At 62.4% G+C, this 26,435-nt stretch carries 24 protein-coding genes, 1 other RNA gene and 1 pseudogene; 18 read left to right on the forward strand and 8 right to left on the reverse strand.

All coding sequences use genetic code 11. The features are described from left to right. Nucleotides 1–158 precede the first annotated feature (158 nt). The 3 genes from NKI46_RS12415 to NKI46_RS12425 all read right to left on the reverse strand — a co-directional run bounded on the left by NKI46_RS12415 (nucleotide 159) and on the right by NKI46_RS12425 (nucleotide 4,721). Nucleotides 159–2,027, reverse strand: a complete 1,869-nt coding sequence (locus tag NKI46_RS12415; RefSeq protein WP_352746416.1) for an extracellular solute-binding protein — start codon at nucleotides 2,025–2,027, stop codon at nucleotides 159–161. Further along, complete coding sequence (locus NKI46_RS12420; protein WP_352746419.1) at nucleotides 2,027–3,904, reverse strand: extracellular solute-binding protein; 1,878 nt, start codon at nucleotides 3,902–3,904, stop codon at nucleotides 2,027–2,029. Before NKI46_RS12420 ends, NKI46_RS12415 begins: the two co-directional genes overlap by 1 nt. Nucleotides 3,905–4,055: 151 nt before the next feature. After that, nucleotides 4,056–4,721, reverse strand: a complete 666-nt coding sequence (locus NKI46_RS12425; RefSeq protein WP_023688767.1) for a c-type cytochrome — start codon at nucleotides 4,719–4,721, stop codon at nucleotides 4,056–4,058. A 193-nt stretch (nucleotides 4,722–4,914) separates the two neighbouring features. Between NKI46_RS12425 and NKI46_RS12430 the strand changes: the two genes are divergently transcribed. Further along, a complete protein-coding gene (locus tag NKI46_RS12430; RefSeq protein WP_023669513.1) occupies nucleotides 4,915–5,640 on the forward strand; it encodes a 3-deoxy-manno-octulosonate cytidylyltransferase in 726 nt (241 codons plus the stop codon). A 23-nt stretch (nucleotides 5,641–5,663) separates the two neighbouring features. After that, nucleotides 5,664–6,527, forward strand: a complete 864-nt coding sequence (locus NKI46_RS12435) for a prephenate dehydratase (protein ID WP_352459204.1) — start codon at nucleotides 5,664–5,666, stop codon at nucleotides 6,525–6,527. A gap of 7 nt (nucleotides 6,528–6,534) precedes the next feature. Here NKI46_RS12435 and NKI46_RS12440 read toward each other — a convergent pair whose 3' ends face one another. The 3 genes from NKI46_RS12440 to NKI46_RS12450 all read right to left on the reverse strand — a co-directional run bounded on the left by NKI46_RS12440 (nucleotide 6,535) and on the right by NKI46_RS12450 (nucleotide 8,312). After that, a complete protein-coding gene (locus NKI46_RS12440; protein WP_023669515.1) occupies nucleotides 6,535–6,840 on the reverse strand; it encodes a Dabb family protein in 306 nt (101 codons plus the stop codon). Nucleotides 6,841–6,915: 75 nt separating this feature from the next. Continuing rightward, nucleotides 6,916–7,857 carry an NAD(+) diphosphatase gene (gene nudC, locus NKI46_RS12445; RefSeq protein WP_023682033.1) on the reverse strand — a complete coding sequence of 314 codons (942 nt, stop codon included), beginning with the start codon at nucleotides 7,855–7,857 and terminating at the stop codon, nucleotides 6,916–6,918. A gap of 35 nt (nucleotides 7,858–7,892) precedes the next feature. Continuing rightward, entirely contained in the window at nucleotides 7,893–8,312 is a 420-nt protein-coding gene (locus NKI46_RS12450; RefSeq protein ID WP_023682032.1) for an HIT domain-containing protein, read from the reverse strand. A gap of 157 nt (nucleotides 8,313–8,469) precedes the next feature. On the opposite strand from NKI46_RS12450, the gene ffs reads away from it, so the two are divergent. The 12 genes from ffs (at nucleotide 8,470) to NKI46_RS12510 (ending at nucleotide 20,004) form a co-directional block, all read left to right on the forward strand. Next, an RNA gene (gene ffs, locus NKI46_RS12455) (signal recognition particle sRNA small type) lies at nucleotides 8,470–8,566 on the forward strand. A 204-nt stretch (nucleotides 8,567–8,770) separates the two neighbouring features. Then, nucleotides 8,771–10,582, forward strand: a complete 1,812-nt coding sequence (locus NKI46_RS12460) for a DNA polymerase III subunit gamma/tau (protein ID WP_352746423.1) — start codon at nucleotides 8,771–8,773, stop codon at nucleotides 10,580–10,582. Nucleotides 10,583–10,613: 31 nt separating this feature from the next. Then, nucleotides 10,614–10,937: a YbaB/EbfC family nucleoid-associated protein gene (locus NKI46_RS12465; RefSeq protein WP_023682030.1), complete on the forward strand. Its 324-nt coding sequence runs from the start codon at nucleotides 10,614–10,616 to the stop codon at nucleotides 10,935–10,937. Nucleotides 10,938–11,155: 218 nt separating this feature from the next. Beyond that, nucleotides 11,156–12,124: a cell wall hydrolase gene (locus NKI46_RS12470; RefSeq protein WP_352746426.1), complete on the forward strand. Its 969-nt coding sequence runs from the start codon at nucleotides 11,156–11,158 to the stop codon at nucleotides 12,122–12,124. Nucleotides 12,125–12,219: 95 nt separating this feature from the next. Next, nucleotides 12,220–12,825 carry a recombination mediator RecR gene (gene recR / locus NKI46_RS12475; protein ID WP_023682028.1) on the forward strand — a complete coding sequence of 202 codons (606 nt, stop codon included), beginning with the start codon at nucleotides 12,220–12,222 and terminating at the stop codon, nucleotides 12,823–12,825. Between the two features lie 194 nt (nucleotides 12,826–13,019). After that, nucleotides 13,020–14,297, forward strand: a complete 1,278-nt coding sequence (locus NKI46_RS12480) for a lytic murein transglycosylase (protein ID WP_023682027.1) — start codon at nucleotides 13,020–13,022, stop codon at nucleotides 14,295–14,297. Nucleotides 14,298–14,560: 263 nt separating this feature from the next. Continuing rightward, nucleotides 14,561–16,204 (forward strand): ABC transporter substrate-binding protein, encoded by a 1,644-nt coding sequence (locus NKI46_RS12485; protein ID WP_023738171.1) that lies wholly within the window; start codon nucleotides 14,561–14,563, stop codon nucleotides 16,202–16,204. A 19-nt stretch (nucleotides 16,205–16,223) separates the two neighbouring features. Beyond that, a complete protein-coding gene (locus NKI46_RS12490) occupies nucleotides 16,224–17,291 on the forward strand; it encodes an ABC transporter permease (protein ID WP_023738172.1) in 1,068 nt (355 codons plus the stop codon). Further along, nucleotides 17,288–18,208: a nickel transporter permease gene (nikC, locus tag NKI46_RS12495; RefSeq protein ID WP_023738173.1), complete on the forward strand. Its 921-nt coding sequence runs from the start codon at nucleotides 17,288–17,290 to the stop codon at nucleotides 18,206–18,208. The genes NKI46_RS12490 and nikC overlap by 4 nt, the downstream gene beginning before the upstream one ends. A gap of 10 nt (nucleotides 18,209–18,218) precedes the next feature. Next, a complete protein-coding gene (locus tag NKI46_RS12500; RefSeq protein WP_023669526.1) occupies nucleotides 18,219–19,055 on the forward strand; it encodes an ABC transporter ATP-binding protein in 837 nt (278 codons plus the stop codon). After that, nucleotides 19,052–19,801, forward strand: a complete 750-nt coding sequence (locus NKI46_RS12505; RefSeq protein ID WP_023669527.1) for an ABC transporter ATP-binding protein — start codon at nucleotides 19,052–19,054, stop codon at nucleotides 19,799–19,801. Before NKI46_RS12500 ends, NKI46_RS12505 begins: the two co-directional genes overlap by 4 nt. Before the next feature lie 38 nt (nucleotides 19,802–19,839). Continuing rightward, nucleotides 19,840–20,004: a hypothetical protein gene (locus NKI46_RS12510; RefSeq protein WP_023749158.1), complete on the forward strand. Its 165-nt coding sequence runs from the start codon at nucleotides 19,840–19,842 to the stop codon at nucleotides 20,002–20,004. 186 nt (nucleotides 20,005–20,190) lie between these two features. Here NKI46_RS12510 and NKI46_RS12515 read toward each other — a convergent pair. Continuing rightward, a pseudogene (locus NKI46_RS12515) lies at nucleotides 20,191–20,974 on the reverse strand (efflux RND transporter permease subunit); the annotation flags it as partial. Between the two features lie 195 nt (nucleotides 20,975–21,169). Between NKI46_RS12515 and NKI46_RS12520 the strand changes: the two are divergent. Further along, the gene (locus NKI46_RS12520) at nucleotides 21,170–22,447 is read left to right on the forward strand and encodes a 4-aminobutyrate--2-oxoglutarate transaminase (RefSeq protein WP_023738174.1); all 1,278 of its coding nucleotides are present in this window, start codon (nucleotides 21,170–21,172) and stop codon (nucleotides 22,445–22,447) included. 122 nt (nucleotides 22,448–22,569) lie between these two features. Here NKI46_RS12520 and NKI46_RS12525 read toward each other — a convergent pair whose 3' ends face one another. Continuing rightward, the gene (locus NKI46_RS12525) at nucleotides 22,570–23,823 is read right to left on the reverse strand and encodes an NAD(P)/FAD-dependent oxidoreductase (protein ID WP_023696740.1); all 1,254 of its coding nucleotides are present in this window, start codon (nucleotides 23,821–23,823) and stop codon (nucleotides 22,570–22,572) included. A gap of 490 nt (nucleotides 23,824–24,313) precedes the next feature. Between NKI46_RS12525 and NKI46_RS12530 the strand changes: the two genes are divergently transcribed. Genes NKI46_RS12530 through bfr form a run of 3 tightly spaced genes read left to right on the forward strand, consistent with a single transcriptional unit; the run spans nucleotide 24,314 to nucleotide 26,428 of the window. Further along, nucleotides 24,314–25,606, forward strand: coding sequence for an imelysin family protein (locus NKI46_RS12530; protein ID WP_023692591.1), 1,293 nt, complete (start codon nucleotides 24,314–24,316; stop codon nucleotides 25,604–25,606). Nucleotides 25,607–25,665: 59 nt separating this feature from the next. Continuing rightward, nucleotides 25,666–25,977, forward strand: coding sequence for a (2Fe-2S)-binding protein (locus NKI46_RS12535; protein ID WP_023669536.1), 312 nt, complete (start codon nucleotides 25,666–25,668; stop codon nucleotides 25,975–25,977). After that, entirely contained in the window at nucleotides 25,943–26,428 is a 486-nt protein-coding gene (bfr, locus tag NKI46_RS12540; protein ID WP_023669537.1) for a bacterioferritin, read from the forward strand. The genes NKI46_RS12535 and bfr overlap by 35 nt, the downstream gene beginning before the upstream one ends. Nucleotides 26,429–26,435 lie beyond the last annotated feature (7 nt).

Below are 26,435 nucleotides of genomic sequence, written 5' to 3' on the forward strand. Positions count from 1 at the left end.
CCTTGTGGGGAGGGTCGATCCGCGAAGCGGAGCGGGGTGGGGGTAGTCTCGATCCGGCGTACGCCGTCACACCCCCACCCCGGTTCGCCATTCGCGCTGCGCACGAAGTGCTCACCGACCCTCCCCACGAGGGGGAGGGTAAAGTGCCGCGCAACAGCCTACCCTTTGCCAATTTTTGCCGCCTTGCCCTTGTCGACCCACCACAGCGCTTCGACCGGGAAGTCGAAATCGGGTTTCCGCTCGGGAAAACCGAACATGTCCCAATAGGCGCTTCGATGATTCGCCAGGAACCAACTTGGAATCCAATCCCTCCGTGCACGCAAGACCCGGTCGAGCGCGCGCATGGCAATTGTCAGGCTTTCGCGACCCTCGGCGGCACCTGCGGCGTCAACCAGGGCGTCGATGGCCGGGCTCGACGTTCCCGGCAGATTGCGAGAGCCCGATACGGTAGCTGCTCGCGAATGGAAAATGGTTTCGAGGTCGTCACGGGTTGGCGTCGCCGGAAACGAGGCCGCGACCGAGACGAGGTCGTAGTCGAACGAATTCTGCCGCAGCTGATATTGCGCGGCATCCACCAGCCGGATCGAGGCATCGATGCCGACCGCCTTCATGTTTTCGACCCAGGGCGAGTAGACCTGTTCGAAGACTTCGTCGTCGACAAGAAACTCTGCGGACAACCGACCACCCTTGTCGTTCACGACGAAATTGCCGGACCGTTTCCAGCCGGCCTCGGCCAGAAGCTTGGCCGCCTTGCCAAGCAACTGCCGGTCGCGGCCGGAGCCGTTCGACGCGTCCTGGATCACGGCTTCGCCAAAAGCCTCGGCGGGAATCTGCTCACGCAGCGGCTCAAGAAGAGCCAATTCTTGTGGCGACGGTCTGCCCTCGGCGCGAAATTCGGATTTCTCGAAGCAGGATTGCGAGCGCTCATAGGAACCGTAGAAGAAATTGCGCCGCGTCCATTCGAAGTCGAAGCAGAGCCCGATCGCCTGCCGCACGCGCGAGTCGCGAAACTGCTCGCGCCGCTGGTTGACGGCGGTGGCCTGCATGGAGGGCATGGTTTCAGCCGGGAATTCGTGTTTCACCACCTTGCCGGCAATGAAAGCGGGGAAGTCATAACCCGTCGCCCAAATGCGAGAGACGGCCTCCTCCTTGTAGAGGATCTCGCCCTTCTTGAACGCCTCGAAGGAAGCGTTGCGGTCCTGATAGAACTCGATCCGGATGCGCCCGAAATTGCTCTGGCCACGATTGACCGGCAGGTCATTGCCCCAATAATCAGCCACACGCTCATATTCGATCCAGGCCCCTGCCGACCAGCGATCGACCTTGTACGCGGCTGACCCCAGCGGCGGGTTCATCTGCGAGGAATCGAACGGGTTGGCCGTATAGAAAGCCTTCGACAGGATCGGGAACGCTACGACGTTGAGGATGGTGCGGCTTGTCTGCTTGCCGGAGAAGTTAAGCTTCAACGTGTGAGCGTCAATGGCGATCGCGTCGTTCAGGTGAGTAAGCGGCAGCGAATAGTCCGGATGGCCCTTGTCCTTCAGCAGCTTGAAGGTAGAGGCGGCGTCCTCAGCCGTCAGCGGCGTGCCGTCATGGAAACGGGCCTGCGGGCGCAGTGAGAAGGTGAAACCGTTGCGGTCGTCGGAAATCGTCACGCCGTCTGCGATCAGCCCGTAGACGGCGTCAGGCTCGTCGAAAGCCCTCACCATCAGTGAATCGAAACACATCTCCATGCGCTGAGGCGAATCGCCCTTGGGGACGAACGAATTCAGCGTGTTGAAGGTCAGCGGCGTCTGGTTGGAGCCCCAGGTGCGCGGCAGGAAGTTGAAGGTGCCGCCTTGCGGCGCATCGACATTGACATAGTCGAAATGAGTGAAGTCCGGCTTGTATTTGAGGTCGCCGAAAGCCGACAGTCCATGCAGTTTCACGCCGGTTGGGCTGGCGGCGAAAGCCTTGCCCGGCAGCAGCGCAGCAACGGCCGCGGCGCCACTGAGGGCCAGGAAATCGCGGCGAGGGAGCCCCGCCATCAATTGCTGCCCTTGTACTTGGCGGCCAGGGCCTTTTCCTTGTCCGCATCGATCCACCAGGAATCGATATCGGCGCCACGGTAGCCGGGCTGCTTTTCCGGGATGCCGAACTTGTTCCAGTAAGCCAGCCACACAACGGCGCGATAGTATTGCGGCACCACATAGTAATTCCACAGCAGCACGCGGTCGAGCGCATGGGTGGTGGCGACGAGGTCATCGCGATCCGTGGCAAAAATGATGCGGTCGACAAGGGCGTCAACGACCGGGTTCTTGATGCCGGAATAATTGCGCGATGCCGGTGTGTCGGCGGCCTTGGAGCTCCAGAAATCGCGCTGCTCGTTGCCGGGCGATTCCGACTGTTGGAGCTGTCCTGTGATGACGTCGTAATCGAAATTTCTGACGCGGTTGGTGTACTGGCTCGGGTCGACGATGCGCAGTGTCGCATCGACGCCGATCTTGCGCAGATTGGCGATCCAAGGGCTGGAAATGACCTGGTCGGTTTCATTCGAGCCTAGGATTTCAAACTTGAATGGCTCGCCGGTCTTGGCGTTGACCATCTTGCCGCCCTTAATCACCCAGCCGGCCTGGGCGAACAGGTCGACCGCCTGCTTCAGATATTTGCGCTCCGCCTGCGGCGAATCGTAGACCGGCAACTTGAATTCCTGGGTGAATACTTCCGGCGGCAGCTTGTCGCGGTACTTCTCCAGGATCTCCAATTCCTTGCCTTGCGGCAAGCCGCTGGAGGCTAGGTCCGTGCCCTGGAAATAGCTGTGGGTGCGAGTGTTGAAACCGAAGAACAGCGTGCGGTTCATCGATTCGAAATCGAACGGGTAGGTGAGCGCGGCCCTGACCAGACGATCGGCAAACAACCTATGTCTCTGGTTGAGCATGAAAGCCTGCATCGGCTCGGGCGAGGTGGTCTTGAACTCCTGCTTGATCACATCGCCGGCCTTGATCGCCGCGAAATCATAAAATGTCGCCCAGCGCTTCGAGCTGTTTTCCGGCTTGATATCGTCGAGGCCACCTTTCTTGAACGCCTCCCAGGAGGCGTTGTCGTCAAGAATGTAGGTAAAGTGCTGCGTGTCGAAATTCTCCCGACCGATTTTCACAGCCAGCTTGGCGCCCCAATAGTCGGGGACGCGCTGCCAGACGATTTCCGACCCCGCCTTGAAGCTGGCGATCTTGTAGGCAGCCGAGCCCAGCGGCGGCTCCAGCGTCCCCTTGGTGATGTCGCGTTTCTTGCCATTGGCGTCGGTGCCTTCCCACCAATGCTTGGGCAGCACGACAAGGTCGCCGAGGATCTTGGGCAGTTCGCGATTGCCCTTCTGGTCGAAGTGGAACTCGACCTCACGGTCCGAGACAGCGACTGCGTCGGTGACGTTTTCGAAATAGCGGCTGTACATCGGGCTGTTGGCCTTCAGCACCTGGAACGACCAGATCACGTCGTCAGTGGTGATCGGCTGTCCGTCATGCCATTTCGCCTGTGGGTCGAGCCGGTAGGTGGCCGAGGAATAGTCGGTCGGGTACTTGTAGGCATCGGCGATGAGCGGGTGGCTGACGCTGCCTTCGTCAGTCGCCTGATCCATCAGCGTGTCGTAGAGCAGGCCGCCGCCAAATGGCTGCAGGCCGGCCGCCGGCGATCCCAGAACGATATAGGGATTGAAGCTGTCGAACGTGCCGGAAACGACCGAATTGTAGGTACCGCCCTTCGGTGCATCCGGATTCACATAATCGTAGCGCTGGAAATTCTCGCCATACTTGGAGGGGCCGATCAGCGAAGAGGTGGTGTGCCATTCCTGGGGGAAGGCTGCCTGCAGGCCGCCTGCGAGGGCGCCCACAACCAGAAAGAACCTCAGAAGCGTTCGGCCAACCGTCATGCGTTCTCCTCTTCGCGATGCCCGGCAATCCTAAATGATTTGACGCCGGTGAAAACCGCCACGCGGCGGCTTTGTCGCCGCATATGCGATTTTCCTAACAAAAAGCCGGGCTGAACCCGGCTTTTTTGAGATCATGGAGATGACAATTCGGTTATTTGGCGGGCGCCGGTGCCGGCGTCGCAGGGGCTGGAGCTGCACCTTCAGCCGGCTTGGCCGGAGCAGCACCCTCGGCCGGCTTGCCCGGCGCGGTTGCATCAGCGGCGGCACCTGGCGTCGGCAGCGGCTTTGGGCTGTCCGACAGCGTTCGCAGATAGGCGATGACGTTGGCGCGGTCCTCGTCCTTTGGCAGGCCGGCAAAGCCCATCGCCGTGCCCTTCACGAATTTCTTCGGCGAGGTGATGAAGTGGTTGAGGTTGTCATAGGTCCACTTCTCGGCGCCGCCCTTGGAAAACTCCTTCATGCCGGCCGAATAGGCAAAGCCCTCATGCTCGGCGACGGGGCGGTCGACGATGTCCCAGAGATCCGGGCCGACCTTGTTCGGGCCGCCTTTTTCGCCGGAATGGCAGGCCTGGCATTTCTTGAAGACGGCCGCACCTTGCTCGACATTGGCGGTGGCTAAAAGGTCGGCGATCGGCTTGGCCTCTGCCGCGGGTCCGGCGGCGCCGCCTTCGGCAGGCTCCGTCGCCTCGATGGCGAAGCCGGGCTTTTCCGGCGCCGGCGAGGCAAACAGGGCGTCGGACACCAAACCGACCGAGAAGACGACGAAACAGGTTCCAAGCAACCCGGCGAGCAGTTTGTTGACTTCGTTGGAATCCATACGCCCCAGGGCTCCCTTTTCCGGCGGACCTCTCCGTCCACTCCGTCCGTCGGTATCGTGACCCACCCCGTCGAGCCGGTCAAATCGGGCGGAAACTAGGTCTTTTGCTTGGGCGTTGCAACACCTATAAGGGCGCTTCCAGTGAGACCTTTTGCCACTTTCCCCATCCTCTTTCGAACGCCTTGCAACCTCGATGTCCACGCTCATCCTGATCCCGGCCCGCATGGCCTCGACGCGCCTGCCGGGCAAGCCGCTGGCCGACATAGCCGGCGCGCCGATGATCGTCCATGTCGCCCGCCGCGCCGCTGAGGCTGGGCTTGGCCGGGTGGTGGTGGCAACCGACACGCGCAACGTGGCCGAAGCGGTGCGCGCGCACGGTTTCGAGGCGGTGATGACGCGCACCGACCACGAATCCGGTTCCGACCGTATCTTCGAGGCGCTGACCGCCCTCGACCCCGATCGCAAGGTCGAAACCATCGTCAATGTGCAGGGCGACCTGCCGACCATCGATCCCAAGATCATCGGTGCGGCGCTGAAACCGTTCGAGGACGCTGCGGTCGACATCGCCACGCTCGGCGTCGAGATCGTCCGCGACGAGGAAAAGGCCAACCCCAACGTCGTCAAGATCGTCGGTTCGCCGTTGTCGGCGACGCGGCTGAAGGCGCTCTATTTCACCCGCGCCACCGCGCCCTGGGGCGAGGGGCCGCTCTATCACCATGTTGGCCTCTACGCCTATCGGCGCTCAGCCCTCGAACGCTTCGTCGCGCTAAAACCGTCGCCGCTCGAACGGCGCGAGCGGCTGGAGCAGTTGCGGGCGGTGGAGGCCGGTATGCGCATCGATGCCGAGATCGTGCAATCGCTGCCGCTCGGCGTCGACACGCCGGAAGACCTCGAACGCGCCCGACAAATTCTTTCCTGAGACCTTCAACCTGAGATATCGGCATGCCTGACAAGACCAACAGAATATCCTTCCAGGGCGAACCGGGCGCCAATTCCGACACCGCCAGCCGCAACATGTTCCCCTCGATGGAGCCGTTGCCGTGCCCGACCTTCGAGGACGCCTTCAACGCGGTCGAGACCAACAAGGCCGACCTCGCCATGATCCCGATCGAAAACACCATCGCCGGCCGCGTCGCCGACATCCATCATCTGTTGCCGGAATCGAAACTCCACATCGTCGGCGAATATTTCCTGCCGATCCATTTCCAGCTGATGGTGCTGCCCGGCGTTAAACGCGAAGAGATCAAGACCGTGCACAGCCATATCCATGCGCTGGGACAGTGCCGCAAATACATCCGCAAGAATGGCTGGAAGCCGGTGATTGCCGGCGACACGGCGGGTTCGGCGAAGCTGGTCTCCGAGCTCAAGGACCGCAGCATGGCCTCGCTGGCGCCTGCGCTCGCCGCAGAACTCTATGGCCTCGACATCATCGAGAAAAATGTCGAGGACACGGACTCGAATGTCACCCGCTTCGTCGTCCTGACCAAGGACAAGCGATTGGCCGAACGGCCCTCGGCCGACACCAAGATGATGACGACCTTCATGTTCCGTGTCCGCAACGTGCCGGCTGCGCTCTACAAGGCAATGGGCGGTTTCGCCACGAACGGCGTCAACATGACGAAGCTGGAGAGCTATCAACTGGGCGCCTTCACCGCGACGCTGTTCTACGCCGATATCGAGGGCCATCCCGACGATCCGCTGGTCAAGCTGGCGCTGGACGAACTGCGCTTCTTCTCGCGCGAAGTGCGCATTCTGGGCGTCTATCCCGCCAGTGAGTCGCGCGAGCAGTGGAAGGTCGCGGACTAAGGTTCCCCTAAACCAGCAGGGTCAGCGGCACATAGTCGATTTCCATGAAGGTTTCGACTTCCGGGATCCAGCGGTCACGCACGAAGGCGACGTGGTCCGGGTGCTCATTGTATCTGGTGTAGGCGGCCTGATCGACGAACTCCATCGAGAAGCCGAAGTGATAGTCGTTCTTCGGGCTGACTTGCCGCAGCGGCTCGAAATGGGTGACGCCCTTGATTGCGCTGAGGATGCGCTTGGCATCGGAGAGGAACCGCTTTTCCTCCAGCGAGTACTGCGGGTGCTTCAGGGTGAAAACCACGGTGTGACGGATCATTTTTTGCTCCCGTTAAGCAATTCCAGGAAAAGTGTGAAGCGGTTTTCCGTCCGGAATTGCGTAAAATAACAAGTCTTATTCGCTGTCGACCCAGGCGCGGATCAGATGATGCGCGATCGCGCCTTTCGGCGGCGTGACCAGATTGTCCTTGTGCGTCCTCTCCAGCATGGAACGCACCTCGTCGCGAAAAAACCAGCGGCAATCTTCCAACTCGTTGAGATCGGCCTGGATGTCGTCATTGAGCGGTTCGCCGAAACAGCCGATCATCAGCGAATAGGGGAACGGCCAGGGTTGGCTGGCATGGTAGACGACGCGGCCGAGCCGGATGCCGGCTTCCTCCAGCGTTTCGCGGCGCACCGCCGCCTCGATCGTCTCGCCCGGCTCGATGAAGCCGGCAAGCGCCGAGTACATGCCGGGCCCGAAATGCCGGCCGCGGCCGAGCAGGCATTTTTCCCGCGTCGCCGTCAGCATAATCGCCACCGGATCGGTGCGTGGAAAGTGCTCGGTGCCGCAATTTGGGCAATGGCGCTTGTAGCCGCCGGCCCGCATATGCGATTCATGGCCGCATTTGCTGCAGAAGCGATGGGTGGCATGCCAGGCAAGCAGGGCGGCGCCTTGCGCCAGCGCGCCCGCTGCCGCCTCGTCGATCAGCCCCTGCATATAGACCGAGCGATAATCGATCGCCTTCATGGTCTCCGGTAGCTGTTCGGGATCGAGGCCGACCGGCACGGCAAGGACCGGGCCGCTCTCGGCAAAGCCAAGCAGCACGCCTTGTGCGAGTGATGGCTGCAGCTTCTGGCTCTCAGCCAGATCGAACCAAGGGTCGAAGCTGCCATCGTGCAATTTCAGATACAGCCGTCCGCCATGCATCGGCAGAAGACGTGCCGAGGGATCGGCCAACGCCCTTTCGACGGAATCGTCGGCGCGGTTCTCGGATTGCCGATCAATCGTGTTTCCGGCGAAGCCGACGAACTGGCTCGGTTCGCGCAAGGGCGCGTCAAAAAGGCGAAAGGTCATGGAAGCTCGAACGTCTAGGGATGGACACAGGCGGCTTATAGCGCCGCCTTGATCTGTTGCGCAAATTGGCGGATGCCTGAACGCTCATAGGGCTCGCGCATGCCGTGCCCCCACACCGGCCCCGGCCAGCCCGGATCGCCTTCCGAGCGGGCGATGACGTGGACATGCAATTGCCGAACGATGTTGCCGAGCGCGCCGGTGTTGATCTTGGTGCAGCCCGTGGTTCTTTTCAGCGCCTGCGCCACCATGTTGGTTTCGAAGGTCAACATCGCCTGGTCGAGCGGCGTCATGTCGTGGATTTCTTCGGCCCCCGGCCGCTGCGGCACCAGGACCAGCCATGGCCAGCGGCTATCGTTCATCACCCTGAGCTCGCACAGGCCGAGCCACATCAGCTGCTCGCTATCCGCCTCCAGCCTGGAGTCGAGCGTGAATCCGGCCTTGAGGCCCGGTAGCATTGGCGTTTCCCTTGCGCTTCTCGCATTATTCCCAAACTCATGACGCTAGAGCGGCTGCACGGGGGCTGCAAGCGATTCATTGAGCGGCGGAGTTCAAGGGCATCCGATTCTCAATGCACCCTTGCATTTGATCGCTGAATTGCCGATATGGAACGCGGGAGGTTGGTGGTGGACGATCCACTCGCCAACCGGGTCAGGTCCGGAAGGAAGCAGCCCTAACGAGCCCGGAACGGGTCATTGTTCCAGCCTCCCACCTCATCGGCCCCTCTCGCGACATTGACGACGCATTGCAGCGCGGGCGAGACTATTGGAGCAATTCCAGGGAAAGTGTGAGCGGTTTCCCGTCCGGAATTGCGTTAAAGCAAAGGGTAGAGCGGTTTGCCGTTTCAGAAAACGGTGAAACGATCTAGCAGGAATCGGCTACGCTGAGACGCGGCCTTTTGGAGCTTTACGGGCGAATGAGCGAAGCCGGAAATTCGGACCCCGAAAACCTGGAGAAGCAAAAGGCCGTCGCCTATCGCGTGCTGGCGCGCAAATATCGTCCGTCGAATTTCTCGGAACTGATCGGCCAGGAGCCGATGGTCCGCACTTTGACCAACGCTTTCTCCACAGGCCGCATCGCCCAGGCCTGGATGCTGACCGGCGTGCGCGGCGTCGGTAAGACCACGACGGCGCGCATCCTGGCGCGGGCGCTCAACTACGAGACGCCGACGGTCGACCATCCCTCGGTCGACCTCGCCCTCCTGGGCGAGCACTGCCAGGCGATCATGGAAGGCCGCCATGTCGACGTCATCGAGATGGACGCCGCGTCGCATACCGGCATCGACGACATCAGGGACATTATCGAGCGCGTGCGCTATGCCCCGGTGTCGGCGCGCTACAAAGTCTACATCATCGACGAAGTGCACATGCTCTCCACCCAGGCCTTCAACGGCCTGTTGAAGACGCTGGAAGAGCCGCCGCCGCACGTCAAATTCATCTTTGCCACCACCGAAATCCGCAAAGTGCCGATCACCGTGCTGTCGCGCTGCCAGCGTTTCGACCTGAGACGCATCGATGCCGGCGCGCTGGTCGCGCATCTCGCCTCCATTGCCGGCAAGGAAGGCATTTCGGTAGACGACGACGCGCTGGCGATGATCGCGCGCGCCGCCGAAGGCTCGGCCCGCGATTCGCTCTCCATCCTCGACCAGGCAATCGCCCATGGCGGCGGCGCCGTCAGCGCCGAAGCGGTGCGCGCCATGCTGGGTCTCGCCGACCGCGCCCGCATCGTCGACCTGTTCGAACATGTCATGAAAGGCGATGTGGCGGCCGCCCTTGCCGAATTCCGCAACCAGTACGACACCGGCGCCGATCCGGCTGCCGTGCTGACCGATCTGGCCGAATTCAACCACCTCGTCACCCGGCTGCGCTTCGTGCCGACGGCTGCCGACGACGCTTCCCTGTCCGAGGATGAGCGCCGCCGCGGCGCCGACTTCGCCAGCACGCTGTCGGTCAAGGTTCTGTCGCGAACCTGGCAGATGCTCTTGAAAGGCATTCCCGAGGTGCAGTCGTCCAACCGACCGGTCAGCGCCGGCGAGATGGTGCTGATCCGGCTGGTGCATGCCGCCGACCTGCCGACGCTGGACGAGGCGCTGAAATCTCTAGAGAGCGGCGCTCCGGCGTCCGGTGGTGTTTCACGCCCGAATGGTGCGCCGGTAAATGCCGGCAATGGCGGCGGCGCCAGCGCGGTAGCGCAGACCCGGATGCCGTCCGGGCCAGCCGGTGCGCAAACCATGCGATTGGTCGACGCGCCCCCGGTCGCCTTTGTCGCGCCTCCGCAGCCGGTCGTCGAGCCGCAATCGCCGCCGCTGAAATCGCTGGCCGATATTGTCGCTCTTGCCGACGCGCAGCGTGACATCGCCTTCAAGGTGCTGGTCAAGAGCTGTATTCGCCTGGTGCGCATCGAGCCCGGCCGTATCGACGTCGGCCTGACCGCCGATGCGCCCAAGATGCTGCTCAACGACTTGACGACGAAGCTGCGGGCCTGGACCGGCCGCAACTGGCTGGTGTCATTGTCGAAGGAAGAGGGCGGCCAGACGTTAGCCGAGATGGAATCGACCAGGCGCGAGACCGCTTTCTCCGACGCGAAAAGCGATCCGGCGGTGGCCGCCATCCTCGCGCGCTTTCCCGGCGCCAAGATCATCGACGTGCGCATTCCCGACGCGCCGGAAGTCGACACCGACAAGGCCGAAGCGCCGGTCGAGCCGCCGTCCGACGACGACGAAACCTGACCATAGCCACGAATCCGCAAAGGACCCGACCATGAAAGATCTTCTCAGCCTGATGGGCAAGGCGAAGGAAATGCAGGCCAAGTTCCAGGCCATGCAGGACGAGATCGCGACGATTGAAGCAAGCGGGCAGGCGGGCGGCGGGCTGGTCAATGTCACGCTGACCGGCAAGTTCGAAATGAAGTCGCTGAAGATCGATCCGTCGCTGTTCAAGGAGGACGAGGTCGAGATTCTCGAAGACCTGCTGCTGGCCGCTCACAATGACGCCAAAAATAAGGTCGAGCAGATTATGCAGGAGAAGACCAAGGCGCTGACGGCAGGCTTGCCGATCCCGCCCGGAATGAAATTGCCGTTCTGAGCCGGCTCCAACCAGTTAATTGATTATGAAGGGAAATCGGCTGCGGAGGCTGTTGTTAAGACTTTCTCCGGCTTTGCTCACGCGGACATATCCGGGCATTTATAAAGTTTTACCTATGCTGCACGAAAGCTAATCCTTTAGCCATCTTTTTGCCTTTAAGCGTCTCATTCTTGCCACAGCTCGGGGCGGGCTGGCATCTGGACAATGAGGCATTTTTGTTGATCGCGACGCGATGGAAGACGCCGCTTCTGCTCGGCATCATCTTCTCCCCTATGTTCCTGGCCGGTTGCAGCCAGACCACGTCTTCGCACGGCCTGTCGGTCGCCAGCCTGACCGACGCCATCACGCCCAGCTTCCTTTCGACGCGCGCCTACCGCAACACGCCGAAGGAGAAGGAATGCCTGGAGCGGGCGATGTTCTTCGAGTCCAACCGCTCGAGCCGTGACGGCATGATCGCCGTCGGCACGGTGGTGATGAACCGGCTGCGCTCCGGCAATCATGGCAGCACCATTTGCCAAGTGGTTGGCGAACCGGGCCAGTTCGCGCCCGGCGTGATGACGCGGGCGATGAATTCGAAAGCGATGCCCGATGTCGAGGAGGCCGCCGATGCGGTGCTCAAGGGCGAGCGCAAGGCCAAGCTGAAGAACACGATGTACTTCCACACCGCCGGCCTGAGGTTCCCCTACAAGAACATGCATTACACCATGGTTGCCGGCGGCAACGCCTTCTACGAGAAGCGCGGCCGCAACTGGCAGCCGCTGCCGGATGAATCCACGACCATGGTTGCCTCGGCGCAGCCGCGCGCTCCTGTGCCTGAAGCGCCGGTGCAGGTTGCCTCCGCCGAGCCGGTGGTGAAGACCGTTGTCCGTCCAGATCCTGCCAAGCAGGCCGCGGCGGTTCGCGCAGCCAAGGCGACACGTGCCCCGGCCGAGCAGACCTATGTGACGGCTTCCGCGGCGCCCGCCAAGAGCGCCCGCGTCGCCGCCAAGCAGACGGAGGTGGCGATGCAGGAGCCGATGGCCGAGCCGGATGCCTCGCGTTTCGGCGGCACGCTGAACGCCCGCTACGTCACCTTGGTGCCATCGGCGACGCAGGAAGCGTCGATGGGCTTCCAGTCGACGCCTGAGAACACCGACGATATCGGCGCAATGATCGTCGATCAAACCCGGCCGCTCTCAGCCTACTGACGCCCAGAACATTTCCGAGCCCGCCATGGCAGCATGGCGGGCTCGGTGCGTATGCGCATGTTTCAAAGCGCGCGGAAAAATCCTAGATCAGTGCGATGTCAAAGCGAATCGCCGGTCCCGAGATCGAACGCCTGATCCAGCTCCTGGCCAAGGTGCCGGGGCTAGGGCCTCGTTCGGCCAGGCGTGCGGCACTGCACCTGATCAAGAAGAAGGAGCAGCTTTTGTCACCGCTCGCCGCCGCCATGGCTGAAGCCGCCGACAAGGTGCGCATCTGCACGACCTGCGGCAATGTCGATACCTCCGACCCTTGCATGATCTGCACCGATCCGCGCCGCGATGCCTCGACGCTGATCGTCGTCGAGGATGTCTCCGATCTCTGGGCGCTGGAGCGGGCGGCGGCCATGAATGTGCGCTACCACGTGCTCGGCGGCACGCTGTCGCCGCTCGACGGCATCGGTCCCGAACAGCTCAACGTGCGCTCGCTGGTCGACCGCGTTGCCGGCGGTGAGGTGAAGGAGGTGATCCTTGCCGTCAATGCCACCGTCGAGGGCCAGACGACGGCGCATTATCTCACCGACCAGCTCTCGGGTTTCGAGATCAAGGTCACCAGGCTTGCGCATGGCGTGCCGGTCGGCGGCGAACTCGACTATCTGGATGAGGGGACGCTGGCGGCGGCCTTGCGCTCGCGGACGGCGTTTTGACGCAATTGGCGGGCAGGATGTGCGACATGAAAGCTTCGCATTCTTCGAGGTTTGCGCCAAACACCCCCCTCTGTCCTGCCGGACATCTCCCCCTCAAGGGGGGAGATTGGCTGTCGCTTCGGTTTTCGCCTACCACCTGCGTTGAAAGAAGAATGCCGTCCAAGAAGCTGCTGATCTCCCCCCTTGAGGGGGAGATGTCCGGCAGGACAGAGGGGGGTGTGAAGGAACGCAAGCCTCCAAGGCTGCTACTATTTTCATTCCTTGCAGCCCTGCTCGCCCTCTTCCTCATCTCCCCAGCCTCCGCGGCCAAAATCGACGACCAGTTCCGCGCCTGGCTGCAAACCGATCTCTGGCCGGAAGCCCAGAACAAAGGCATCTCCAAATCCACCTTCGACGCCGCTTTCGACGGCGTGAAGCCGAACCTCAAACTGCCCGACCTCGTTCTGCCCGGCGAAAAGCCCAACACGCCGCAGAAGCAGCATCAGGCGGAGTTCGGTTCGCCCGGCGCCTATTTCGCCGAAAAGACGGTGCGCGCCGTCACGTCAGGTGGGCGCACGCGCGAGGCGGCCAACGCCAAGACGCTGGCTGCGATCGAAAAGCGCTACGGTGTCCCGGGCGAGATACTGTTGGCGATCTGGGGCCGCGAGACCGGCTTCGGCGCGGCGAAAATGCCCTACGACGCCTTCGAGGTTCTCGGCACCAAGGCGTTCATGTCGACCAAGAAGGACTTCTTCCGCACCGAGGTGCTGGCGGCGCTCGAGATCGTCGAGCATGGGTTGGCGCCGGTCGGCGCCATGAAATCGTCCTGGGCCGGCGCGCTCGGCCAGCCGCAATTCATGCCGACCTCGTTCCTGAAGCACGCAGTCGACTATGACGGTGATGGGCACCCGGACATCTGGAATTCGACGCCGGACGTGCTGGCCTCGATCGCCAACTATCTCGTCCACTATGGCTGGGTGAAGGGGCGTGGCTGGGGTTTCGAGGTGACGGTGCCGGAAAGCGTTTCCTGCTCGCTCGAAGGTCCCGACCAAGGCAAGAAGATCTCAACCTGGGCGGCGATGGGAATCAGCCGCGTCGGCGGCAAAGCCTTTCCGGCAAACGAACTGAAGGCGGAAGGGCTCCTTTTGATGCCGGCCGGACGCAGCGGCCCGGCCTTTATCGCCACGCCCAATTTCTACGTGCTGAAACAGTACAACACCAGCGACCTCTACGCCCTGTTCATCGGCCATGGCGCTGACCGCATCGCCCATGGCGATGCTGATTTTGTCCGCAGCTGGGGTGCGGTCGGCGGCCTGCATCGTTCCGACATCGCCGCGCTGCAACGGGCGCTGGAGGCCAAGGGCTACGATGTCGGCAGCGCCGATGGTCTGCCCGGCTTCAAGACCCGCCGCTCGATCGGCTCCTGGCAGGAAAAGAACGGCCGCCCCGCCACCTGCTTCCCCGACGCCGATCTGGTTGCTGCCATCAAGTAGCACCGAAAAGAGCAGATTTTTCCCCATCGGCGGCTGCAATTGGCTCGCCCATGCTTCGACGCGCACAGCGTATTCCGGTCCAGTATGCCGGCTCGCAAAATGCCCGTTGCCGGTTGGAGGGCCGCCGGATAGGGTGTTGACCAACTGGAAAAAAATCAACACGGTATGGGGTCTAACGGTCGTCCTCCGGCCGCGAAAAAGATTACTGCAGCCCTGAGCCGGGAACTCGGGGTCAACAATCAACAAAACAGGGAACAATCATCATGATGATGGAAAAGTTTGCTCTACGTTCGCGCGTCTGGCTCGCAGGTGCTGCCATGTCCGCTCTGCTCATTGGCGTCGCGCCGGCCTTTGCCGTGACCCCCGCCGACACGCTGGTCGAAGGTTTTGCCATCGACGACATCATCTCCATGGATCCGGGGGAGGCGTTCGAACTGTCGACCGCAGAGGTCACCGGCAACACCTATGATCTGCTGGTCCGCCTCGACCTCAGCGACACCTCCAAGGTCAAGGGCGACCTTGCCGAGAGCTGGACCGTTTCCGACGACGGTCTGGTCTATACGTTCAAGCTCAAGCCCGGCCTAAAGTTCGCTTCGGGCAATCCACTGACCGCGGCCGATGTCGCCTATTCCTTCGAGCGCGCCATCAAGCTGGACAAGCCGCCGGCATTCATCATCAACCAGTTCGGCATCAACGGCGACAATGTTGCCGACAAGGCCAAGGCCGTCGACGATACCACCTTCCAATTCACCGTCGACAAAGCCTATGCGCCGAGCTTCGTGTTAAACTGCCTGTCGGCAACGGTCGCTTCGGTCGTCGACGCAAAGCTGGTCAAGGAACATGTCGCCGCGGTGACACCGAGTGCCGACTACAAATGGGACAACGATTTCGGCAACGCCTTCCTGAAGACCGGTTATGCCGGCTCCGGCGCCTACAAGCTGCGCGAATGGCGGGCCAATGAGGTCGTCGTGCTCGAGCGCAACGACAATTACAATGGCGAGAAGGCCAAGCTCGCCCGCGTCATCTACCGCAACATGAAGGAGAGCTCGGCGCAGCGCCTGGCGCTCGAAGCAGGCGACATCGACGTTGCCCGCAACCTCGAGCCGAACGATCTCGACGCCATCGCCAAGAATGCCGATCTCACCACGACCAGCGCGCCGAAGGGCACGGTCTTTTACATCAGTCTCAACCAGAAGAATCCGAACCTCGCCAAGCCCGAGGTTCGCCAGGCGTTCAAATATCTGGTCGACTACGATGCGCTGAGCACGACCATCCTCAAGGGCATTGGCGAGATCCACCAGACCTTCCTGCCCAAGGGCGTGCTGGGCGAACTGGACGAAAATCCGTTCAAGTTCGACGTCGCCAAGGCCAAGGAACTGCTGACCAAGGCCGGCCTGGCCGACGGCTTCAGCGTAACCATGGATGTACGCACGGGACAGCCGACAACGGGCATGGCAGAATCGATCCAGCAGACGCTTGGCCAGGCCGGCATCAAGCTGGAAATCATCCCCGGCGACGGCAAGCAGACGCTGACCAAATACCGCGCCCGCAATCACGACATCTATATCGGCCAGTGGGGCCAGGATTATTTCGATCCGAACTCCAACGCCCAGACCTTTGCCTCAAACCCGGACAATTCGGATGAAGGCAAGACGAAGACGCTGGCCTGGCGCAATGCCTGGGACATTCCGGACCTGACAAAGCAGACCGAAGCAGCCTTGCTGGAGAAGGATGCCGGCAAGCGCGCCGATATGTACAAGAGCCTTGAAAAGACGATCCTCGACACCAGCCCCTTCGTCATCATCCACCAGCAATTGGAAGTGGCAGGCCTGCGCAAAAACCTGAAAGGCTTTGCGCTCGGCCCGAGCTTCGACACCAACTTTGTCGGCCCGGTCTCCAAGGAATAGCGCCGGCGGACGCGCCCTGATGAGCGCGATTGAAAACCAGGCGACGGCGGGGCAGGGAAGCGCCCGCGCCGTCGCTATCTTGTTGGCGATCGGCCGCTTCCTGGTCATCGCCGTCACCACCTATCTCGGCCTGCTCGCGGTGACCTTTTTCATCGGCCGCGTCATCCCGATCGATCCGGTGCTGGCGGTGCTCGGCGACCGCGCACCGGCCAATGTCGTCGAGCGCACGCGCCGCGAGATGGGGCTCGACCTGCCGTTGATCGAGCAATTCTATATCTATCTCAAACATGCGCTGAACGGCGATTTCGGCACCTCGGTGCTGACCACCAATCCGGTGATGACCGACATACGCCGCGCCTTTCCGGCAACCATCGAACTGGCGACGCTGGGCACACTGATAGGCTCGTTGCTCGGCGTGCCGCTCGGCGTGCTGGCAGCGGTAAAACGTGGCAGTCTCATCGACCAGATCGTTCGCATTGTCGGCCTGATCGGCTATTCCGTGCCTATCTTCTGGATCGGGCTTTTGGGGCTTGTCCTGTTCTACGCCAAGCTCCAATGGGTGGCTTTTCCCGGCCGCCTCGACATCGTCTACGAGTACACATTCACACCGATCACCGGCTTCTACCTGCTCGACGCCGCGCTGCAGGGCCAGTGGGATGTCTTCTACGACGCTTACCGCCACATCATCCTGCCGGCAGGGCTGCTGGGCTATTTCTCGCTCGCCTATATCAGCCGGATGACGCGCTCCTTCATGCTGAACGAGCTGTCGCAGGAATACATCGTCGCCGCGCGCGCCAAGGGCCTGTCTGAAACGCGAATCATCTGGGGCCATGCGCTGCGCAACGCCGCGGTGCCGATGGTCACGGTGATCGCGCTGTCCTATGCCGGGCTGCTCGAAGGTTCGGTGCTGACCGAGACGGTGTTCTCCTGGCCCGGCATCGGCCTCTACATCACCAATTCGCTGCAGAACGCCGACATGAACGCCGTGCTCGGCGGCACCATCGTCATCGGTTCGGTGTTCATCGGCATCAATCTCCTGTCCGATGTTCTCTACAAGGTGCTCGATCCGAGGACGAAGACAGGATGAGCGCCGAAGCAATCCAAACGCGCCGCGATTGGCTGCTCAGCGATCGGCCGGCCTCGCGCATGCAGGCACGGCTCGGCCGCGCCTACGTCGCTTGGCGGCGCTTTTCCGCCAACCGGCTGGCGTTTCTCGGCCTGCTCATCATCATCGCGCTGCTGCTGGTCGCAGCCTTTGCCGATGTGCTGGCGCCCTATTCGCCGACCATCGGCGAACTCAAGAATGCCCGGCTTTTGGCGCCGAGTGCGGCGCATTGGTTCGGCACCGACGATCTCGGCCGCGATATCTATTCGCGCATTCTTTTTGGCTCGCGCTGGACCCTCTATGTCGTCATTCTTGTCGCTGTCATCGCAGCCCCCATCGGCCTTTTGGTCGGCACCGTCGCCGGCTATGCCGGCGGCTGGACCGATGCCATTCTGATGCGCATTACCGACATCTTCCTCGCCTTCCCCAAGCTGATCCTGGCACTGGCCTTTGTCGCGGCCCTTGGCCCCGGCATCGAAAACGCGGTGCTGGCCATCGCCATCACCTCGTGGCCGCCTTACGCCCGAATTGCGCGGGCCGAGACGATGACCGTGCGCAATTCCGATTACATCAAGGCGGTGCAATTGATGGGCGCCTCGCCGTTCCGCATCGTGCTGCGCCACATCATGCCGCTCTGCATCTCTTCGCTGATCATCCGGGTGACGCTCGATATGGCCGGCATCATCCTCACCGCCGCCGGCCTCGGTTTCCTTGGCCTCGGCGCGCAGCCGCCGCTGCCGGAATGGGGCACCATGATCGCGTCCGGCCGTCGCTTCGTGCTCGACCAATGGTGGGTGGCCGGCGCGCCCGGCTTCGCCATCCTGATCGTCAGTCTCGGCTTCAACCTGCTGGGCGACGGCCTGCGCGATGCGCTCGATCCCCGGAGTGGCGACCAATGAGTGGTGACCAATGAGCGGTGCACTTCTCGATGTCGACGACCTGCGCGTCACCTTCCCGACTCGGACCGGCCTCATCCAGGCGGTGCGCGGCGTCACCTTCTCGCTCGGCCGAGAGCGGCTGGGCATTGTCGGCGAAAGCGGCTCCGGCAAGTCGCAGACCGGCCGCGCCATCATGGGGCTGACGCCGCCGCAGGCTCTGGTTTCGGCCAAGAAGCTCGCCTTGGACGGCATCGATCTTTTGGACATACCCGCCCGCCAGCGCCGGGCGCTGCGCGGCAAACGCATCGCCATGATCCTGCAGGATCCGAAATATTCGCTCGACCCGGTGATGAGCATCGGCCGCCAGATCGTCGAGACGCTGCGCACGCATGAAAAGGTCTCCAAGGCCGAAGCGCGCGAGCGGGCGCTGGCCATGCTGGAAGCTGTGCAGATCCGCGATCCCTCGCGTGTCTTCGACCTGCATCCGCACGAGGTGTCCGGCGGGATGGGCCAGCGCGCCATGATCGCAATGATGCTGATCGCCGGACCGGAACTGATGATCGCCGACGAGCCGACCTCGGCGCTCGACGTCACCGTTCAGCTCGATGTGCTCGGCATCCTCGACCGCTTGGTCAGTGAGCGCGGCATGGGTCTGATCTTCATCTCGCACGATCTGCGGCTGGTCGCCTCCTTCTGCGACCGCGTCATCGTCATGTATGCCGGCAAGGTGGTCGAGCAGCTCAAGGCGTCGGAGCTGCGCGACGCCCAGCATCCCTACACGCGCGGCCTGCTCAACTGCATGCCCAGGATCGGTTACGAACGCCACCCGCTGCCGGTGCTCGACCGCAAGCCGGAGTGGGCGGCATGACGCCAGCCATTTCGATTGAAGGGCTGGAGGTGGTGTTCGACCGTTTTCGCGCGCTGAAAGGGGCGAACCTCGAGGTGAAGTCCGGCGAATCCTTCGGCCTGGTCGGCGAGAGCGGTTCCGGCAAGTCGACGCTGCTCAAAGCCATTGCCGGCCTGGTGCCTGTCGCATCCGGTACTATCACGGTCAATGGCAAGACGCTGGGAGCGCGCCGCGACAAGGCTTTTTATCGCGAAGTGCAGATGGTCTTCCAGGACCCCTATGGTTCGCTGCACCCGCGTCAGACCGTCGACCGCCTGCTACAGGAGCCGCTCGCCATTCACGGCTTTGCCGATGGCGAGCAACGCATCCAGCGCGCCCTCGACGAGGTCGGATTAGGCAACGGTTTCCGTTTCCGCTACGCGCACCAGCTCTCCGGCGGTCAGCGTCAGCGCGTGGCGATCGCGCGGGCGCTCATCCTCGAACCGTCGATCCTGCTGCTCGACGAACCAACCTCGGCGCTCGACGCTTCGGTGCAGGCGGAAGTGCTCAACCTGCTGGAAGAGGTTCGCCGTCGGCGCAAGCTGACCTTCCTGATGGTCAGCCACGACCTCGCCATCATCACCCATATGTGCGAGCGCCTGATGGTGATGCAGAATGGCGAAGCGGTGGAGAACCTGACGGCGGGCCAGCTGATCGGGCACCGCGTGGAGAAGGATTACACACGCAATTTGCTTAGGGCGAGCGAGGGGTTTGTTCGGACGGCGTGAACTAGTTTGTTCCGCAGAATAATCGCTTGGGGAATTCCATGGAAGAATGGAAGTTTGCAGATCCGCCCAATGTCGCGGTGCTATCGGACAAGAGCATATTCAAACGGGGCGACTGGATCGCATACGTTGTGCATGAAGCTGACGATGACGAGAACTACAACGATGAAGGGGGCAGTTGGCAATTCTATAGCAGCGACTCTTGAGATTGGGATGAACGCGAGATAATGCTCGTTGGCCTGCAAGAGGTGGTGCAGCAGGATGAAAGCATCCTGGCATTGGCCGACTTGCCAAAAGGCTGGCATGCTTGGCGGACGTCAAAATCATCGCCATGGCAGCGAGCGAAATCGCGCCCCGAACCCTCTAACGATAACGAATGATCCGGCAAAGCCTTAAGCGGGGTCTTGCGCCAGTTCGCCGTTCTCCGGAACAGATGGTTCGTCCCCCTGCTTAGGCTCCTTGATCCTGAACCACGTCACATAAAGCGCCGGCAGGAACAGCAGCGTGATCGCCGTGCCGGCGATGATGCCGCCCATCATGGCGTAGGCCATCGGGCCCCAGAACACTTCGCGCGCGATCGGGATCAGCGCTAGGCTGGCGGCCGCGGCCGTCAGCGCGATCGGCCGCATGCGGTGCTCGGTCGCTTCGATCACGGCTTCCCAGCGGTCTTGGCCCTCGGCCACCAGATCCTCGATCTGCACGATCAGGATCACCTGAGTTGCGGATCAGGATGCCGATCAGCGCCAGGACGCCCAGAATGGCGACGAAGCCGAGCGGTGCGCCGCTCGGCACCAGGGCCGCGACCACGCCGATCAGGCCGAGCGGCGCCACCGCCACGACCAGGAACAGGCGCTGAAAACTTTGCAACTGGATCATCAGGATGGTCGCCATCACGAACAGCATCAGCGGCACCACCGCTGCGATCGGTCCCTGGCTTTTGGCGCTTTCCTCGACCGAGCCGGCGGTTGCAACGGAATAGCCGGGCGGCAGTTTGGCGATGAAGGCGTCGACCGACGGCTTCAATTCGTTGACGACGGTGGCCGGCAGCACGTCGCCAACGAGGCCTGCGCGAACGGTGATCGTCGGGATGCGGTTGCGCCGCCACACCGTCGGCTGTTCGAGGTCGTAGCGGAAGTTCGCCACCGCGGCGAGCGGGATCGCTTCGCCGTTCCCGGTGACGGGTGAGCTGTCACGGACTGCCCCGTACGTGTATCGGTCGGCTGGTTAAGACCGGTCTGTCGAAGTGGCCCGCATCGACGACAGGCCCAATCGCCCGGCGGCGGTGCCAACTTGAGGAAAACGTGAAATAAGGTCAGAAGAGGCCTTGGCATTCATCTAACGAGAACGGGCGTCGGCCCGATGAGGGACGAAATGAAGAACGCAGCCATTTCTGAGCGCAAGAACCAGTCGATCTCGCGCGGCGTCGGCATGACGACGCAGATCTATGCCGACCGCGCCGAGAATTCGGAGATCTGGGATGTAGAAGGCCGCCGATACATCGATTTCTCCTCCGGTATCGCCGTCGTCAACACCGGCCACCGCCATCCCAGGGTGATCGAGGCGGTCAAGGCACAGCTCGACCGCTTCACCCATACCTGCCACCAGGTCGTGCCCTATGAGAGCTATGTCAGGCTGGCCGAACGGCTGAACGGCATGCTGCCCGGCAAGTTCGAGAAGAAGACCATCTTCGTCACTACGGGTGCTGAAGCGGTCGAGAACGCCATCAAGATCGCCCGCAACGCCACTGGCCGCCAAGCCGTCATCGCCTTTGCCGGCGGCTTCCACGGCCGCACCTTCATGGGCATGGCGCTGACCGGCAAGGTCGTGCCCTACAAGGTCGGCTTCGGCGCCATGCCGGGCGACGTCTACCACGCGCCGTTTCCGGTGCCGCTGCACGGCGTGTCTACAGCCGATTCGCTGGTCGCACTCGACAAACTGTTCAAGGCCGATGTCGATCCGGCTCGCGTTGCCGCCATCATCATCGAGCCGGTCCAGGGCGAGGGCGGCTTCTACGACGCGCCGCGCGAATTCCTGACGGCGCTGCGCAAGCTCTGCGACCAGCACGGCATGCTGCTGATCGCCGATGAGGTGCAGACCGGCTTTGCCCGCACCGGCAAGATGTTCGCCATGGATCATCATGAGGTCGCGGCCGACATTACCACCATGGCGAAAAGCCTGGCCGGCGGCTTCCCGCTGGCGGCGGTCACCGGCCGCGCCGAGATCATGGATGCGCCCGGTCCTGGCGGGCTCGGCGGCACCTATGGCGGCAGCCCGATCGGTGTCGCCGCAGCACACGCCGTGCTCGACGTAATCGAGGACGAAAAGCTGTGCGACCGCGCCAATACGCTGGGCGCCCGGCTGAAACAGCGGCTGCAGTCGATCCGCGACGATGTGCCCGAGATTGTCGACATCAGGGGTCTCGGCTTCATGAACGCGGTCGAGCTCAACGACGTCAAGAGGGGCCTGCCGTCGGCCGAGATCGCCAATGCGATCCGGCTGAAGGCGCTCGACAAGGGGCTGATCCTGCTGACCTGCGGCGTCTACGGCAACGTCATCCGTTTCCTGGCTCCGATCACCATCCAGGACAATGTCATGAACGAGGCGCTCGACATTCTGGAAAGCTCGATCCGCGAAGTCTGCGCTGCCTAGCGCAAAACCCTACCTCCCCCTTGTGGGGAGGTCGGACCGCAGGTCCGGGTGGGGGGCCTCGCGCCGACCCCAACCCCGCTGCTTCGCAGCGACCCTCCCCACAAGGGGGAGGGTAAGTGCGTCTAGCCCGCAGCCCGTGCCGGCTCATCCTGCTGGAACGCTGCCAGTGCAGCCTTCAGCCCGTCAGGTCCCTCAGCAATCGTCTGCGCCATCGGCGAAAACCCGGCCCCGAGCATCTTGCGGCCCAGCATATGGTCGCCCGGCCTGTTGACGGATTCGATGCCGAGCAGCCGGCTTCCAGCATAGTGGTAGATCGAGAACTTGTTCTCAGCGAGGTCGCCCAGCACGACATGGCTGTCGCCGCCCGAGGTCAGCCCGACCATCTGCAGTTTCATGTCGCCGATGTCAGACCAGAACCACGGCACCGCCGCATAGGCGTCCGTATGGCCGGTGATCGTGCGTGCGGCAAGCCGCGCCTGGTCGGTGGCGTTCTGCACCGATTCCAGCCGCACGTCGCCGCCGGTCGACCAGTGGCGGTAGGAAGCGGCGTCGCCGATGGCCAGAATATCAGGCACTGAGGTGCGCATCTGTTGGTCGACGCGGATGCCATTGGCGACAGTCAGTCCGGCAGCCTGCGCAAGTTCGACATTCGGCACGGCGCCGATGCCGACGATGACCATGCGCGCGGGCAGCCTTTCGCCGGTGGAGGTGATGGCAGCGCAGACATGGCGGTTTTCCCCTTCCAGCCTGGCAATGGTGGTGCCGGTGAGGATACGCACGCCGATCGCCTCCAGCCGTTGGCGGACATGGCTCGCCACCACCGGCGCCACGGCGCGGCCAAGCAGCCGGTCGACAGCCTCGACCAGGGTGACGTTGCGGCCGGCGGCCCTCAGCGTTGCCGCGATCTCCAGCCCGATGAAGCCGCCGCCGAGGATGACCACGTCTTCGCTTTGGGCGCTGAGCGCGCGGATCAGCCGCGCATCGGCGATCGAGCGCAGCGACAGCACGCCCGAGAGGTCGGCGCCCGGCAGCGGCAGAAGCCGCGGCCGCGAACCGGTGGCCAGGATGAGCCGGTCGAACGGCAGCACGCCGCCGCCCGCTATGTCCAGCTTGCGGCCTGCCGTATCGATGCTGTCGATTCGGACGCCCGGCCTGAAGTCGATGGCGCTGCCGGTGTAAAAGGCCTCGCCGCGCAAGGGTTGCGGCTTGGCATCGGCGTCCTTGATGAAGGTCTTCGACAGCGGCGGCTTGTGATAGGGCAGATCGGTTTCGTCGCCGATCAGTATGACAGGCCCGTCATAGCCTTCCTCGCGCAGGCTGGCGGCCGCTTGCACGCCCGCATGACCCGCACCGACAATGACGACCCCGTTCTTCATCGCAACCCGAATTCCTGTTTCAAATCTGGAGCATGATGCCGAAAAGTGTGAAGCGGTTTTCGGACGACATCATGCTTTGATTGTGAGCCGTTCCGCCAGATGGCGATTGTCTGCCGCCGTCGCAAGAGCCCCGGTCCGGGTCGCACCCGGAACGGTCGCTTGTCAATCGCGGCGTCTCTCACCTTGGCTGCTGGCTACGATTTAAAGTTGATAGTGCTAGTTTAGAATAATTCTAAACTGTTGTTTCAATTGAATTTTCTAGGGTTCACCAGTTGACTTCCGGCCTCGCCATCGTTTTATGGAGGCTCGCGCGTCAGCGCATCCCTTTGATGTTTGGGCCTTGAACCCGTTCGATTGGAGGCATTTGGTGTCTTTCTCCCGTGAGCCGCAGAGCGGCGCGGCATCTGTGGTGTCCTACGGCATGCCTATGTCCCGGCACCGTTTGGCACGCGCGCCTTTTACCGAATCCCCTTTGAACTGGAGACTGATGATGACAGCGCGATATGGCGGCAGACTGGCTGCGATCGGTGCCACGGCTATGTTGACGGCGGCGGTTTTCATCCTGCCGGCCAAGGCGGCGGAGATCGATGCCAAGGCGGTCATCAAGACCTATTCCGACATCGCGCTGGCCAAGTACGAGGATTCGCTGACCACGGCGCAGGCGCTCGACAAGGCTGTCGACGCGCTGCTTGCCAACCCGTCGGCGGACACGCTGAATGCCGCCCGCGATGCCTGGAAGGCGTCGCGCGTGCCCTACCAGCAGACCGAGGTCTACCGCTTCGGCAACAAGATCGTCGACGACTGGGAAGGCAAGGTGAACTCCTGGCCGCTCGACGAAGGCCTGATCGACTACGTCGCCAAGAGCTACGGCACCGAGTCCGACGCCAACGCGCTCTACACCGCCAATGTCATCGCTAACAAGGACATCGAGATCGACGGCAAGAAGGTCGACGCCTCGAAGCTTTCGCCGGAGTTCCTCGCCGGCACGCTGCAGGAGGCCGGCGGCATCGAGGCCAATGTCGCCACCGGTTATCACGCCATCGAATTCCTGCTCTGGGGCCAGGATTTGCACGGCACCGGCCCGGGCGCCGGCGAGCGTCCGTACACCGACTACGACCTCAAGAACTGCACCGGCGGCAATTGCGATCGCCGGGCCGAGTATCTGAAGTCGGCCAGCGATCTTCTGGTCTCCGACCTGCAGGAGATGGTCGGCAACTGGAAGGAAGACGGCGCCGCCCGCAAGAACCTCGTCGATGGCCAGCCGAACACCGCTATCTCGGTGATCTTCAACGGCATGGGCTCGCTGTCCTACGGCGAACTGGCCGGGGAGCGCATGAAACTCGGCCTGCTGCTGCACGATCCCGAAGAGGAGCACGACTGCTTCTCGGATAATACCTACAACTCGCATCTCTATGACGCCATCGGCATCCGCGCCGCCTATCTCGCCAGCTACACGCGCATCGACGGCACCGTCGTTTCAGGCCCGTCGGTGCACGATATGGTCAAGGCGGCCGATCCGGCGATCGACAAGGAACTGTCCGACAAGCTCGATGTCTCGGTCGCCAAGATGGAGGCGATCAAGGCGCGGGAAGTGGCCGGCGAGGCCTACGACCAGCAGATCGCCGAGGGCAACACCGAAGGCAATGCTACCGTGCAGGCGGCAATCGACGCGCTGGTCGACCAGACCAAGTCGATCGAACGCGCCGTCGGCGCGCTGAACCTGAACAACATAGCCTTCGAGGGGTCCGACAGCCTCGACGCACCGGACAAGGTGTTCAAGTAGCACCCCAACCAACTACCAGCCAAACGGCGCGGAGGGGCGCCGTCAGCCAGAGCCAATCCATGCTGATCTGCCATTGCAACATCATCACCGAAAAGGAGATTGAGCAGACGATCGTCGATCTGCTGGATCAGGACCCCTGGCAACTGATCGTGCCGGCGAAGGTCTATCACACGATGCAAAAGCGCGGTCGCTGTTGCGGCTGCTTCCCAAATGTGGTCGAAACGATCATTCGGGTCACCGAAAATTACCACACCCGTTCGGAGGCGAGCGGCGTGGACATCGTTTCACACCTGGATCGCGTCAGAGGCCTGCGCGTCCAATATGGGAGCAGAATCCATGAAAGGCGAACCGCAGATCATCGAGCGGCTTAACGAGGCTCTGTTCCTGGAGCTTGGCGCCGTCAATCAATACTGGGTGCATTTCCGCCTGCTCGAAGATTGGGGATATGCCAAGCTGGCAAAGAAGGAACGCGCCGAATCGATCGAGGAGATGCACCATGCCGACCGGCTGGTGGCCCGTATCATCTTCCTCGAAGGGCATCCCAATTTGCAGTCCGTGGCGCCGTTGCGCATCGGCCAGAACGTCAAGGAAGTGCTCGAATCCGATCTCGCCGGCGAATATGACGCACGCACCGCCTACAAGCGTTCGCGCGAGATCTGCAACGAAGCCGGCGACTACGTGACGATGAAGCTGTTCGAGGAATTGCTGGCGGATGAGGAAGGTCACATCGACTTCCTCGAGACGCAGCTCGACCTCCTTGCCTCGATCGGCGAGGAAAAATACGGCCAGCTCAACGCCGCATCGGCGGACGAGGCGGAATAGGACCATG

Source organism: Mesorhizobium sp. M0615 (genome assembly GCF_040320805.1).
GTDB lineage: Bacteria > Pseudomonadota > Alphaproteobacteria > Rhizobiales > Rhizobiaceae > Mesorhizobium.